Origin of the sequence: Yersinia sp. FDAARGOS_228 (assembly GCF_002073315.2) — a bacterium.
Lineage (GTDB): Bacteria > Pseudomonadota > Gammaproteobacteria > Enterobacterales > Enterobacteriaceae > Yersinia > Yersinia intermedia.
Map to the genome: position 1 here is coordinate 2,742,478 of NZ_CP020409.2, position 14,241 is coordinate 2,756,718.

A 14,241-nucleotide genomic window follows, 5' to 3' on the forward strand; every position below is an offset into this window, starting at 1 on the left:
ATGGCCCGCATGGTTATGCTGGGGATCGGTATTATGCTGTTATCCGGCTGTGGCAGCATTATCAGCCGTACGGTGCCGGGGCAGGGCCATGGGCACCAATACTATCCAGGCGTGCAATGGGATATGCGTGAGGGGCCATGGAAATATGTCACGGTGATAGACGTTCCTCTATCAATGATCGTTGATACCTTCATGCTACCAATTGATGCACGTCATGGCCCCTATGAGTAACATCATGCGCTGGTAGCAAAAATCAGCAGTTGGTAGTGTTGTTGCTGGCAAATGAATTCAGTTATCGGCGTCATATGTAACCCTTTGACATGGGCTGCTAATGAGTGTGGATTGTCGTTGTTAACAAATGCAGCCCCCACATCAAAGTCATTGCGGGTATGGTTTTTAACGGCGGCAAACAGTTGACTCAATACCCCGTTGCCACGCCAGCGGCTATCAATACATACCGGCCCGTACAGAAATACCCGTAATTGTGCTAATGGCTGGCCTTGATACTGTTGATGGCTCATGGCTTCCAGCATGGCATCAACCACCGGTGGTCGTGGTTGTTTATGCGTGTGGGCCAAACAGACAAAGCCGGCGATTAGCCCATCATCAACTGCAACCAGAACCCCCAAATCCTGATTAATCGAATCCAGTTGCTTTTCATCCATTTGTGACACAATAAAACCCTGCTGGCGCTGCTCTGGACTTAAGTTTTCTGGGGTATTTTGTCGCTGCAACTCTAATATGGCCGGGTAGTCTGCAGGTTGCGCAGGTCTTATTTTCATGTTTAATCTCTAGGTTCAAATGTGTTATCAGGAGAGAGTCGATGCCATCAAAAGCAGTGAGGTTACCCGATACCCACGTAAGTAAACCGCCGTCAGTATTACCGAAAACCTCGATAATGCGTGTTGCCAGACCCACAGATAATCTTAAGTTAATCAGTGAGATGTACTGCCGCGGGCTAGGCTTTAACCAACTGGGCCATTTTGCTGATCATCAGGGATTTGACGGTGTTATTCTCGGACATCCACATCACACTTATCATTTAGAGTTTACTCATCATCGTGGTGTTCGGGTAGGGGCGGCACCGACGCAGGACAACTTATTAGTATTTTATATACCAGATGAAGCGCAATGGGTTGTGCAGTGCCAGCAGATGGCGGCGGCAGGTTTTCGCGAGGTCACGTCTTATAATCCTTATTGGGATGTCAGCGGCAAAACGTTCGAAGATAGCGATGGTTATCGTGTGGTGTTACAGCAACAGGAATGGCAGTTGTAGAACAAAACCCGCCACCAGGCGGGTTTGCGTGAGCAGGGGTTGCAGTACAGGCATCAGGCCGCTTGTTGGCCCTGAGTATTATTCATCAGCCGGCGAATAGGCACGATAAGTAATATCAGCACTGCCGCACAGATAACCAATGCTATTGAGCAACGGGCGAACAGCGTCGGCAGCATATCAAGCTGGTCCGCTTTAACGTGTCCACCAATCAGGCCTGCGGCCAGATTACCCAGAGAACTGGCGCAGAACCACAAGCCCATCACCTGGCCGCGCATTCTGTCTGGTGCCAGTAAGGTCATGGTCGCTAAACCGATCGGGCTAAGGCACAGTTCACCCAGCGTCAGCAGCAAGATACTCATTACTAGCCACAGCGGCGAAACACCGGCACCACCACTGCTAAGCACATGCTGTGCGGCATACATCATCACGGCGAAACCAGCCGCCGCGCATAAGATACCAATGACAAATTTGGTGATACTGCTGGGTTGAATTTTCTTCTTCGCCAATGCAGGCCAGCCCCAACTGAATACCGGCGCCAACAGAATAATAAACAGCGCATTGATTGACTGGAACCAGACCGTTGGGATCTCAAAGCCCATAAACATACGGTTAGTGTAATCATTGGCAAACAGATTGAATGAGGTTGGTTTCTGCTCGAAGGCTGACCAGAAGAACGCCGCAGACACTAACAGAATGAAGCACACCAATAGGCGAGCGCGATCTTTACGGCTCATATTGGCAAAGGCAAACAGATAAACGAAATAGAGTGTTACTGAGGCCGCAATAACATAGACCAATAAGCTGGCGATCAATACTGGGTTTATCGGGATAACCCCTTGTGATATCAGGGTAATCAGCACCGCCACTAGCACCATAATACCTGCAACCCACTTGCCAACCCCTTGACGCTGATTGGTCGGTTTATTCCAGCTTGAGTCTAGCCCAACCTCTGCGTCATAGCGTTTCATCGCTGGGATAGCAAAACCACGGAAAATAACCAGTGCGACCAGCATACCAATACCGCCGATACCAAAACCCCAGTGCCAGCCATGGGATCGCAGCAACCAACCGGAAAGCAGCGGCGCGATAAATGACCCCATATTGATACCCATATAGAACAGTGAGAAACCACCGTCGCGGCGGGCATCACCTGGCTTATACAGTGTGCCGACCATGACGGAGATGCAGGTCTTGAACAGACCGGTACCCAGCACGATAAACACTAAACCGATAAAGAACAGGTTGTTGCCGAAGAACGCTGATAGTGCAATTGATAGATGGCCCAGTGCAATCAGGATAGAACCATACCAAACAGCACGTTGTTGACCGAGCCAGTTATCAGCCAGCCAGCCGCCGGGTAAGGCTGCCAGATACATGCTACCGGCAAAAATCCCAACGATAGCAGAGGCTTGCTCACGGGGCAGGCCCATACCGCCGTCAAAAACGGTGGCCGCCATAAACAGAATTAACAGTGGGCGGATGCCGTAGAACGAGAAACGCTCCCACATTTCAGAAAGAAACAGGCCGCTAAGTGGATAAGGATGGCCAAAGAACGTGCGGCCGCCTTCGGAGTTAACAGAGGTTTGCATAAAGTCTTCCCATAGAATCGCCGTTAAAATCGGGCGAATAAACCATCATCGAATGCTCCCCCCTTTGGCACTGCGGCCGATTATCAGGGTTAACACTCGTTAGCGTAGTATTTAACGCAATAATAACGTCATTTTTTGCGGTCTATCGGGGTTATATCGTATTTTTAGATGAAAAGTCGACACGCATCGCATTTCTTAGCGTTATATTTCTGGCTTTTGCGCTATTTCGCTACAAAAAATCAAGACTGAATTTCATGAATGACTATTATTATTGATATTATTTATCAATGGGTTGGGTTGGATTGTTGTGTTTTTCTTATGTGTGTTGGCAGCAGAGTGAAAAATTTATGAATAAAAACACAATAAACTGCACTTTGGCATCAGATTAGCCATTAGTTGGTTATTTGTAAGTACATCTCTTGGGGGCTTTGGCTGAAAAAGAGCTGGGATATCTGCGCTTTTATCGCGAGAACTTGCGCGGTTTTGGGCGGCGTCTGCGGTGTGATTGGTTCAGCTATCTTGCTGTTGTTGCACCTCACGTTGCCGTGCTTTTAAGGGCTGGCGCTGCAAGCACCAGTAAGAATAGATGGCGTTAAATAGCACGACTAAGGCAGTCACACAGAATACGGCGCGAAAACCATAGCTGGCAGAGACCGCAGCACCGAGTAGTGGGCCGCTGACATTGCCGACATCACGAAACGATTGGTTATAACTGAAGATCCGCCCAGCGACTTGATTGGTGCAGTTATAAATCAGTAACGTTTGTACCGCAGGGAGCAATGCACCATCTGTTGCCCCCAGCAAGAAGCGCAAAATACCCAATTGCAATGGGGTCTGTACGAAAGCCATCGGGATCAGGATAAGTACTGACAGTGCCAGCATAGCAATCAGAATGCGTTCTGGGCCGATTCTATCGCCCAGTTTTCCTAATCTTGGCGCGCTCATCAATGCAGCAACCCCTGGGACCGATGCAATCATGCCACTGACGAAAGCCAAATTATGAATATCACCGGCCAGTTCGCGCACATACAACGTCAGGATCGGTGCAATTGAACCGGTAGCAATCTGGATGATCATGGTGGTGACAAACAGGCTCAGGATGAGCTTCGGGTTCTTCAGGGAGTTAAAGACTTGTCGCCCGTTGAGCATGTCTTTTTTCAGCACCGGTGCAAACTGTTCTCTGACATACAACCAGGTCAGGGCAAAACAGAGTAACAATACCGCCGCAGTAATAAAGAATACCGGTCTCAGGCCATAGTTATCTGCTAACAGCCCACCGATCAGTGGCCCGATTAATGCACCGCTCACCCCTCCGGTTGAGAGTGTCCCCAAAGCCCAGCCACTCTTGTTGCGCGGTACTTGAGTGGCGATCAGCGCATTGGCATTTGGGATAAACCCCCCCAGTAGCCCCAGCAGCGCACGTAGTGCCAGGAACTGCCAGATATTTTGCGCCATACCCATTAAAACCATCACGATCCCCATGCCTAACGCCGAGCGTAACAGCATGATTTTCCGGCCTTTGCGATCAGCAAGACTCCCCCAGAAGGGGGCGGCAATGGCAGAAAACAGAAAAGTGATACTGAACACCAGACCGGACCACATATTCAATGACTGGTGACCGCTCACGCCTAACTCTTCCACATACAATGGCAAGAATGGCATGATCAAACTAAATGCAGCACCCGTTAGAAAACAGCCTAACCAGGTGACAAATAGGTTTCTTTTCCAGTTAACAGGTTGTGGGGCTGAGGCCATAAATTACCGATTAAGCAAGTGATTGCTTTGCGTCTCTTTATTCGTCAGTAGGGCGTTTGGAGGGGCGGCAAAGCACGAGAAGAAGATACTTAGCCTGATAAGTATGCGCTCATAGTGCAGTGACATCAATGAGATAAATGTTAGTTTTTATAAAATGGAAAGGCGGTCTGAAATGAATGGATATAGTTATTCTATTGGGGAATAACACTGGGGTTGCGGCATTAGCACGATGTGGCAATTGGCACAGAAAACAGGAAAAACCACCCCGCCAAAGGCGAAGTGGTTGGTATTACACTCACTATTTAGCGCCAGTGTTTAGCGGTAAGCTTCATTTTTAGTCACGGAATAACGGCCACTGCCCAATAACATGATGGCTACGCCACCCAGGAAATACATGGCTTCGTTCTCTAAACCCCAGGCACCGACCTGAGTCAGCGTAAAGAATTTAGCGGTACCTACCATTAATACTGCCACTAGCAGGTTAACGGCGTAAACGAATGCCGCAGGGCGGGTAAACAGGCCAAGAATAATCAGCAGTGGCGTAACAATTTCACCGATGTAAACGCCATAAGCCACAAATCCAGGAATACCCTGCGCTTGCAAAGAATCAGCAATCCAACTGGTGCCATGCTGAATTTTTGCCACACCATGGAACAACATCAAAATACCAAATGTAAGGCGCAATAAGAGTTTGCCCCCATCTTGGTGGTTAGTTAACCGCGTGAACCAGAGATTTAGGCTTGCCAACATGTGTATATCCTTATTAAAAAAGAAAATAACCGGATAATAACTAGGATTAATTACGCTAAGTATCGTCAGATAAATCCTATTTGCCTAGTGGATAAATCTGACGAAGTGTATCAAAAAAATTGATATAAATTAATTCTCATTATCATTAGTAATATTCTATTTATGAATAAGTCATGCTATTCATACAATGAAGGTGCGCCTTCTGGTCGGGTCTTAAAACGCCGGTGTAGCCACATATATTGGTCAGTGGCTTGGGCAATCTCTTTTTCGACCACTTTATTCATAAACGCAGCCGCTGCCACTTCATTATCTAACGGGAAGTTCTCTACTGCGGGTTGTAACAGCAGTTGATAACCTTTGCCATTAGGTAAACGACGCGGCGTGAAAGGAATAATTGCCGGTTTACCCATGCGTACCAGCAGGTAAGTCCCGGTGGTAGTTGCCGCTTGATCGACGGCGAACAAGGGCACAAATACGCTACTGCGCGGGCCGTAATCATGATCGGGTGCATACCAGATAATTTCGCCTTGCTTTAGGCTGCGGATCATTCCTTTCAGATCTTTGCGATCTAACATGGCTTTATTTGAACGCATCCGGCCCCAGGTCTGCATCCAGTCCATGGCTTTATTATCATGCGGTCGATAGACACCGATGCCTGGATTGTAGATACCGAAGATGCGAGCACCCAGTTCCAGCGTAAGAAAATGCAAGCCGATTAACAAAACCCCTTTGCCTTCCTCGCGCGCTTGTTGAATGTGCTCTAGCCCGCTAACGCTACACCAACGCTCAATGCGCCAATTCGGCCAAAACCAAGCCATGCCCGTTTCAAATAACCCCATCCCTACCGATTCAAAGTTCTTAACCAGCAGTTCATCGCGTTCAGCCTGCGGCATATCGGGAAAGCACAATTCGAGATTACGTTGCGTTATCCGTTTACGCCGCTTGAGAAAACGCATCGAAAAGCGGCCAAGGTTGGTGCCCATGACATAGATAACCGGGTAGGGGAGCAACACCAACAAGTAGAGGATGCCAAGGCCAAGCCAGGTTAGCCAATAACGAGGGTGTAGCAGTGAGCGTTCAAAAGAAGGAGCTTGCATATCTGTTCTCAGCATTATTGTCATTCAGCCAGACAGTTAACTGTTTACTCTTGATAGCGGACATGTGGTTCTTTAACGAACCTCAATAGGCAGTTGCCGGTCATCCATACCAACGTATTCATCTGTCATTTAAGGTAGTCTATTGTGGCATTTTTAGTGGCTTACAGGAAAAAAGACCGCACCAAAAGATCATTTTTATGTCTTTTTGTTAAAGATTTCAGCCGTTAAATCACATATTTGATGGTTAATTAACCATAATTGAATTTATCTATTTGATTGGATTCAGTAAGCTAACTAACTCCGCCAGACTGTTAACTGCCATTTTTTCCATCACTTTAGACCGATGCACTTCTACTGTTCTGACGGATACACAGGCTTTATCGGCGATATCGCGATTAATCAAACCCTGCATAACCCATTGTGCAATCATCTGTTCTCTTGGTGTCAGCGAGGCATAACGCAGTTGTACCTGTCGCTGTGCTGTCAGCCGCTCTGTGTGCTGCAAGCCCTGTTGCAAGGCTGCAATCAACGGTGCAGTCGCGACCGGTTTTTGTAAGAAATCAACTGCTCCCAGTTTCATTTGCTCAACCGCCTGCGGCACTTCCCCATGGGCAGTAAGGAAGATGACGGCCAGCGTGCTGTCTCGCTGGCGCATCCGGGTATAAACTTGCGTACCATCCAGCAGTGGCATACGAATATCCAGTAGTAATACACCAGATTGATATAAATCAGCCTGTGCCAGGAAACACTCACCGTCATGCCATACTTTCACTTTGTAACCCAGGCTTTCCAGCAAAAAACGGCAAGCGTCGGTAACGGCAATATCGTCATCAAGTAGATGAATCAGTGACAAAAGTAAGCTCCTTGCTTGGGTTAAGCGGCAGTGTCAGGGTAACACGTAGCCCGATCTTGCCATTGGTGGCCATGTGGTTAAGCAGGGCCAGACTCCCGCCCTGACTACTGACCAATCGCTGGCAAATCACCAGACCGAGACCGAGACCATCACTTTTGGTGGATCGGAACGGGGTAAAGGGCTGATTGAGCTGTGCGGCCGTCAGGCCACCGGCATCATCTTGCAAAATCAATGTCGCCACATCGGCTTGCTGATAAGCACTGAACCATAACTGGCGGGCGCCAGCCTGCAAACTGTTTGTGATCAGATTACACAATACCTGATCGAGCAGCGTGGGCGGTAAAAGTAGCGCTAATGATGCCTCGATATCGGTGTGCAGTTCACAAGGTTGCGGCTGTCTGGTTGCTGCCAGTAACTGCCAGAGATGATCAACCAAAGCAGGCAGTGGTTGGCGGATGGCGGGGCTATGTGCGGTGGGCTGTTTCCCCACCCATAACCGCAAGTTAGCAATGGTATCAGCTCCCCGTCGAGCCTGATGGCTGATTTGATTCAAAATGGGCAGCAATGGGTGATCAGCCTGCTCTCGTTGCAGGCGAATAGCGCAGCCATCGGCATAATGCTGAATAGCGCTGAGCGGCTGATTCAGTTCATGGGCAAACCCCGATGCCATCTCACCAAGAATACTCAGGCGCTGAGCTTGTTCCAACGCACTTTCCCTGACCCTAAGTTGTTGGTGAAGTTGCTCCAACTGCTGGCTGCGGCGGCGTACCAGAAAAGCTACCCAGATATGATTGGCGGCGAGCAATAACAGAATCACCGCAATGGCGGCAATTAACAACCGATGCTGTTGCGCCCAAGCAAGGATCTGTTGCCAGAACTGCGGCTGCTGGGGATGTTGATTAACGGAACGCAGCAAACTTTCGACCTGACTGGTGGAGGAGGGCGCACCCCATTGTGGCGTTTTGCCATCATCGGGGCTGAGCAAAATCCGCGTAACATTATCGGCTAACTCATCCGGCACTTGGGATAAGGCCGCAAACGACCAATTCGGATATAACTCGGTGCTGCTCAGACATGGAATGGCGGTTTTCTTTGCCAATAGCGGCTTAAAGTCTGCGACACGTACTAATCCTTCCTGCTGCATATCCTCCAGCAGGCAAGTGGGCACGATAGCGGCGGAGATAGCGCGATCTCGCAGCAGATAGATTAGCGCATCTACGGGGAAGCCAGAAAAATGCAATTGAAAATCCTGTTCAGGTTGCAGCCCTGTATCCCGTAGCGCTTTGTATCCCAGTAAGTAACCGCCAAAGGCATGAGGAGAGACGGCCCCCACGCGTTTGCCGATCAACCCTTGGGGATTATGGATATCACTGTCAGCACGCACCAGAATAACACTGCCGATCACATTGCGACTGATGCTGTCCGGCTCATGGCTGGAACGCAAAGAAACCAGCCAACGCAGAGGGTAGTGGTTATCAATTTGCACATATTGCGCCGGATTGGTCAGTAGAAAATCAATTCGGTTCTGCTCCACGGCACTTTTCATCGCATTTAAATCCAAGGGTAATAACTGAAAGTGCTGCCCCGCTAAGTGCTGATTAAGGCGATCGGCCAACGGTTGCCAATGGGTTTGCGCTTGGGCATCGCCGCGCAAGGCCAGCACACCGATAGTCCAGTCTCTGGCATGAACCTCTGAAACACATAAATACAGCAGTAGCACCAGTACTCTGAAGTACATGCATTGTCCTTTTTATGATCCCGATCGCGGTGCCCAATTGTCCTGGATCAAGTCGCTAAAGGGAATGTGGAAAACCACAATAGGGTTTCTGCGGTGTGATTTCTACACTCCCTTCATCAAGAAAAATCTCACTACGAATAGATTCCAACTCAATAATTTTATTTCAGTTAATTATCTGGGCAGGCACCCGGCTGAACAAACTGTTTGCACAGAGCATGATGAGGCAAAAAATGGATCAAGGGAAAAGAGCATTTCTACAACGGATCGGCGTGTTAACTGCTGGCGCAGCATTGGTGCCATTGGCGGATGCCGGCTGGCAGATGGAACCGGCACGCCAACAAGGTGATATCAAACGGCGTTACGCCATGCTGATTGATTTGCGCCGCTGTATTGGTTGCCAGGCATGTACCGTCAGTTGTGCGATTGAAAACCAACTGCCACAAGGCCAGTTTCGTACCACAGTCAATCAGTATCAAATTGCCCTGTCTGGGGCAGAAAGTGTCACCAATGTACTGCTCCCCCGGCTGTGTAACCACTGCGATAACCCGCCTTGCGTGCCCGTTTGCCCTGTACAAGCCACTTATCAGCGTCAGGATGGCATTGTGGTTGTCGATAATACCCGTTGTGTCGGTTGCGCGTATTGTGTTCAGGCTTGCCCGTATGAAGCCCGTTTTATCAATCACAGTACCCAAACTGCGGATAAATGTACTTTTTGTGTCCATCGTCTGGATGTCGGGCTACTGCCTGCTTGTGTGGAATCTTGTGTTGGCGGGGCGCGGATTATCGGCGATTTACGTGATAACAACAGTACATTGCGCAAAATGCTGCTTGAGCATGCGTCGGACATCAAGGTGTTGAAACCGGAGCAAGGTACTCACCCTCAGGTGTTTTACCTCGGGCTGAATGAGGTTTTTACCCGACCATTGCAAGGCCAACCCGCACTCTGGCAGGAGGTTCACCCATGATCCGTGAAATTTTAGCTCGTCCGCAAGATATCGCCTGGTTACCTTGGGCGGTGCAGTATTTCTTTTTTATCGGGCTGGCCTGTAGCGGGGTGTTGTTTGCCTGCTGGCAACGGGTGTCCTCTCGCCACCAGCAGAACCCACTGGAGTTTGCCGCACTGATGTTGGCAGTGACGGCGGTGGTGGTAGCGCCATTGGCGCTCAATGCCGACCTTCATCAACCGGCCCGCGTCTGGCACTTCTATGCCCACTTTACGCCGTGGTCGTGGATGTCATGGGGTTCGCTCTTCTTACCGCTATTTACCCTACTGGTGCTGTTCTATTTTCTGGCACTGACCTACAGCCGATTACGGGCAAAACCACTGGACCGAGTATTGACTGGTTTAGCATTGCTGTGTGGGTTTTCTGCTGTCAGTATTTTGCTCTACACCGGCCGCGAGGTGTCAATCCTCCGTGCTCAGCCTGTGTGGTTTAGCCTATGGTTGCCGCTGTTTATCTTCCTGACCGCCTGGCAGACGATACCCCCCTTACTGGCTACCTGGTTGTGGCGTGAACCACAGTATCAGGCGGCACTGGCACGCTGGCAATTCATCAATTTAGTGCTGTTGGCGTTGGTTACTGTGCTGTGGGTCAGTGGTGATAATGCCTCGGCACAAGCGTTGCGCCATTGGGCTGCGGGCGCGCAGGCTTTGGCTGCATTCCCTGTTGTGTTGTGGCTATTGCTTTTGGCAATGGCGCTAGTCAATTGGAAAAAAACGTTATCAAGCGGGGTGGTGGTGGCTCAGGTACTGGCTGCGCTGACATTGTGTTGGTCGGTGCGCTGGTTATTGCTGATGCACACTCAAACGTTGCCCAAATACAACGTGTTAGCCAATCCCTATTCGTTGCCGCTAGGCAGTGAAGGATTGTTGGCGGTTATAGGTACGTTCGGGTTATGGGTCGCGGTGATTATTGCTACCCGCGAAGGTGTCAGATGGCTTGAACAACAATTCTCAAGTGAAAAGATAGTCTCAAGTGAAAAAATAGTCTCAAGTGAAAAAACAGTCTCTGGCGAGAAAACAGTGGAAGGAGAAATGCATCATGGCTAAGTCTACACGGCGTCAATGGTTAAAAGGCAGTTTAGCCTTGGGCGGAGTGGTTGCATTTGCTGCCAGTTATCATGCTGTGGCACGCAAAACATTGGCTGGCCTGATTGATGGCAGTGCCGGAAAGCTTACGCTCGATCCTGTTAGTGCCAATGCATTAGCGCCAGAAGGGCGTATCGGGCAGCAGTGGCAGGCCAATCCACAACAAGCGGTTTCAATGACGCAATGTTTTGGTTGTTGGACCTTGTGTGGCCTGCGGGTGCGAGTCGATACCCAGCACAATCAAATCCTGCGCATCGCCGGTAACCCCTATCACCCGTTGTCTCATGACCACCATTTTCCGTATCAATTACCGCTGAGTGAAGCGCTGCAACGTTTGGGGGGAGAGTCAGGCATGGCGGGGCGTTCAACGGCCTGTGCGCGCGGCGCGACGCTATTAGAGGGGGTCGATAGCCCCTATCGTATTACCGAACCGATGAAACGTGTCGGGCCACGGGGCAGTGGTAAATGGCAGCGTATCAGCTTTGAGCAACTGGTGACGGAAGTGACCGACGGTGGTGATTTATTTGGTGAAGGGCCGGTTGAGGGGCTACGGGCTATCCGTGACCTGATTACCCCCATCGATACTCAGCAGCCCTCACTAGGGTCGAAAGCTAATCAATTGCTCGTGACTAACGCCGGTGATGATGGGCGCGATGCTTTTATCCGGCGCTTTGCTAGTCAAGCATTCGGCACTAAAAATCTCGGTAGTCACGGGGCGTATTGCGGCTTGGCGTATCGTGCCGGTTCGGGTGCGTTGATGGGGGATTTAGACAAAAATGCCCATGTGAAGCCGGATTGGGATAACGTTCGTTTTGCCCTATTTCTGGGTACCTCACCCGCGCAATCTGGCAACCCGTTTAAGCGACAAGGGCGTCAGTTAGCCAATGCTCGCCAGCGTGATGATTTCAACTATGTGGTGGTCGCTCCCGCGCTGCCACTGACCACCACATTGGCTAATCAGCATAACCGTTGGGTTCCGGTGTTGCCAGGCACAGATGCTGCGTTGGTAATGGCGATGATCCGTTGGATTATCGAACAGAACCGTTTTAACCACGCTTACTTATCTGTTCCCGGTGACGTCGCCATGCAGGCGGCGGGTGAACGCAGTTGGACCAATGCCAGCCATCTGGTGATTACAACCGCCACTCATCCACTGGCAGGCCAGTTCCTCCGTGTCAGCCAGCTAAGTGGTGAGTCAGTGGCTGAAGGTGAAGAGAGCCCAGTCTTAGTGCAAGGGGCAGACGGCGCATTGCAGCCTGCTGCACCGGCATTACACGCTGAATTATTCGTCACACGTGAGGTCACCTTACATGATGGCCAAATTGTACAAGTGCAATCAGGTATGGCGTGTTTGCGGCAAGCGGCAGCGCGTTTTACTCTGGCAGAATACAGCCAGCAATGTGGCGTCCCGGTAGAGACAATTATCGGTTTAGCAAAAGAATTCACCGCTTATCAGCGCCAGGCGGCCGTTATCTCCCATGGTGGCATGATGGGTGGCAACGGTTTTTATACCACTTGGGCGGTAATGATGCTCAATGCCATGATTGGTAACCTGAATCTCAAGGGTGGGGTTTCGGTAGGGGGTGGCAAGTTTGATGGTTTTGCTGATGGTCCTCGCTATCAGTTAGCTACTTTTGCTGGAATGATCAAACCAAAAGGGTTGCCACTATCGCGCGGCAAGCAATGCTATGAACAATCGCAAGAGTATCAGCAAAAGATTCAACAGGGCCAGCCTGGCTATCCAGCCCGTGGTCCGTGGTATCCCTTTGTCGGCGGGCAATTGACCGAACAATTGGCACCGGCACTGGCGGGTTATCCCTATCCGCTTAAGGCATGGATTAGCCATATGACTAATCCGCTGTACGGGGTCGCGGGGCTGCGCAACTTGATTGAGGCGAAACTACAAGATCCACGTCAATTGCCGCTATTTATTGCCATTGATGCTTTTATGAATGAAACCACGGCATTGGCTGACTATATCGTACCGGATACCCATAATTTTGAGAGTTGGGGATTCAGTGCGCCTTGGGCCGGGGTACTGGTGAAGGCCAGCACGGCCCGCTGGCCCGTCGTGGCATCACGCACTGCCCGCACGGCTCAAGGCGAGCCGGTGGCCATGGAGAGCTTCCTGATTGCAGTGGCTAAGGCATTGCAATTACCGGGATTCGGTGCCAATGCAATGCAGGACAGTCAGGGGAATAACTTGCCGCTGGAGCGAGCAGAGGATTACTACTTACGCGCCGCTGCCAATATTGCTTATAGCGGTGAAAAACCACTGCCACTGGCCTCTGATGAAGAACTGAAATTAACCGGCGTGGATCGCTTATGGCCTGACTTACACCGTAGTTTGTATGTTGATGAGCAGCGCCGGGTGGCTTATCTGTTGGCGCGTGGTGGGCGTTTTGCGCCTTATGAGAAAAGTTGGAACGGTGATGCCACCGGGCCGCAGTGGAAAAAGCCACTGCAAATCTGGAACGAAAATGTCGCGCAACATCACCATGCGATAACCGGCGAGCGTTATAGCGGCTGTCCGACCTGGTATCCACCTCGTCTGGCAGACGGTTCCGATGTCTTTACCCATTACCCGGCAGCGGACTGGCCTTTACGCTTAATGTCCTTCAAATCCCATCTAATGAGCAGTTCTACCGCGATGATTGAGCGTTTACGCGCGGTTAAACCCACCAATTTGGTGGCGATTAATCCAACTGATGCTCAACGCTATGGGATACAGCACGGTGACAGTGTGCGCCTGACAACCCCCGGAGGTCAGATGGAGGTGCAGGTAAGTTTATTGGATGGTGTTATGCCCGGAGTGGTTGCTATTGAACATGGTTATGGACATCGCGAGATGGGGGCCAGAACACATTGGTTGGACGGGGTTATGATGGCATCAGACCCGCGTATTGGTCAGGGGAGCAATCTGAATGACTTAGGATTTACTGATCCAACACGGGAAGTTCCCAATACCTGGCTGGATTGGGTCAGTGGTGCGGCGGTGCGGCAAGGGTTACCGGCTAAATTAGACGTAATTAGCTAGCAGGCGATCAATTTTGACTTAAATCCCTCGTTATTAAAGAGGGATTTTTCTTTCTAC

The 14,241-nt window shown here is 50.3% G+C and carries 12 protein-coding genes; 5 read left to right on the forward strand and 7 right to left on the reverse strand.

The annotated features are described in order from the left end of the window. Positions 1 to 231 (forward strand): YceK/YidQ family lipoprotein, encoded by a 231-nt coding sequence (locus A6J67_RS12490; RefSeq protein WP_042569983.1) that lies wholly within the window; start codon positions 1 to 3, stop codon positions 229 to 231. A 2-nt stretch (positions 232 to 233) separates the two neighbouring features. Here the strand turns inward: A6J67_RS12490 and A6J67_RS12495 are convergent, their stop codons facing one another. Further along, positions 234 to 782 carry a GNAT family N-acetyltransferase gene (locus A6J67_RS12495; RefSeq protein WP_032905876.1) on the reverse strand — a complete coding sequence of 183 codons (549 nt, stop codon included), beginning with the start codon at positions 780 to 782 and terminating at the stop codon, positions 234 to 236. A 116-nt stretch (positions 783 to 898) separates the two neighbouring features. Between A6J67_RS12495 and A6J67_RS12500 the strand changes: the two genes are divergently transcribed. After that, on the forward strand, positions 899 to 1,276 hold the full coding sequence (locus A6J67_RS12500; protein WP_371112969.1) for a VOC family protein: 378 nt from the start codon (positions 899 to 901) through the stop codon (positions 1,274 to 1,276). Between the two features lie 53 nt (positions 1,277 to 1,329). Here A6J67_RS12500 and A6J67_RS12505 read toward each other — a convergent pair whose 3' ends face one another. The 6 genes from A6J67_RS12505 to ttrS all read right to left on the reverse strand — a co-directional run bounded on the left by A6J67_RS12505 (position 1,330) and on the right by ttrS (position 9,058). Continuing rightward, complete coding sequence (locus A6J67_RS12505; protein WP_005183303.1) at positions 1,330 to 2,865, reverse strand: peptide MFS transporter; 1,536 nt, start codon at positions 2,863 to 2,865, stop codon at positions 1,330 to 1,332. Between the two features lie 510 nt (positions 2,866 to 3,375). Continuing rightward, entirely contained in the window at positions 3,376 to 4,620 is a 1,245-nt protein-coding gene (gene mdtG, locus A6J67_RS12510; RefSeq protein WP_005183299.1) for a multidrug efflux MFS transporter MdtG, read from the reverse strand. Between the two features lie 315 nt (positions 4,621 to 4,935). Further along, the gene (locus A6J67_RS12515) at positions 4,936 to 5,370 is read right to left on the reverse strand and encodes a DoxX family protein (RefSeq protein ID WP_032905874.1); all 435 of its coding nucleotides are present in this window, start codon (positions 5,368 to 5,370) and stop codon (positions 4,936 to 4,938) included. 176 nt (positions 5,371 to 5,546) lie between these two features. Then, on the reverse strand, positions 5,547 to 6,467 hold the full coding sequence (locus A6J67_RS12520; protein WP_032905904.1) for a Kdo(2)-lipid IV(A) acyltransferase: 921 nt from the start codon (positions 6,465 to 6,467) through the stop codon (positions 5,547 to 5,549). Positions 6,468 to 6,735: 268 nt separating this feature from the next. After that, on the reverse strand, positions 6,736 to 7,320 hold the full coding sequence (ttrR, locus tag A6J67_RS12525) for a tetrathionate respiration response regulator TtrR (RefSeq protein ID WP_032905873.1): 585 nt from the start codon (positions 7,318 to 7,320) through the stop codon (positions 6,736 to 6,738). Beyond that, a complete protein-coding gene (gene ttrS, locus A6J67_RS12530; protein WP_050297360.1) occupies positions 7,298 to 9,058 on the reverse strand; it encodes a tetrathionate respiration histidine kinase TtrS in 1,761 nt (586 codons plus the stop codon). The genes ttrR and ttrS overlap by 23 nt, the downstream gene beginning before the upstream one ends. Before the next feature lie 230 nt (positions 9,059 to 9,288). Here ttrS and ttrB point away from each other — a divergent pair, with 230 nt between their 5' ends. The 3 genes from ttrB to ttrA are packed head-to-tail and all read left to right on the forward strand — an operon-like array spanning position 9,289 to position 14,184. Continuing rightward, positions 9,289 to 10,023 carry a tetrathionate reductase subunit TtrB gene (ttrB, locus tag A6J67_RS12535; RefSeq protein WP_005183284.1) on the forward strand — a complete coding sequence of 245 codons (735 nt, stop codon included), beginning with the start codon at positions 9,289 to 9,291 and terminating at the stop codon, positions 10,021 to 10,023. Then, entirely contained in the window at positions 10,020 to 11,108 is a 1,089-nt protein-coding gene (gene ttrC / locus A6J67_RS12540; RefSeq protein WP_071843429.1) for a tetrathionate reductase subunit TtrC, read from the forward strand. The genes ttrB and ttrC overlap by 4 nt, the downstream gene beginning before the upstream one ends. Continuing rightward, entirely contained in the window at positions 11,101 to 14,184 is a 3,084-nt protein-coding gene (ttrA, locus tag A6J67_RS12545) for a tetrathionate reductase subunit TtrA (protein WP_080608182.1), read from the forward strand. The genes ttrC and ttrA overlap by 8 nt, the downstream gene beginning before the upstream one ends. The last annotated feature ends 57 nt before the right edge of the window (positions 14,185 to 14,241 follow it).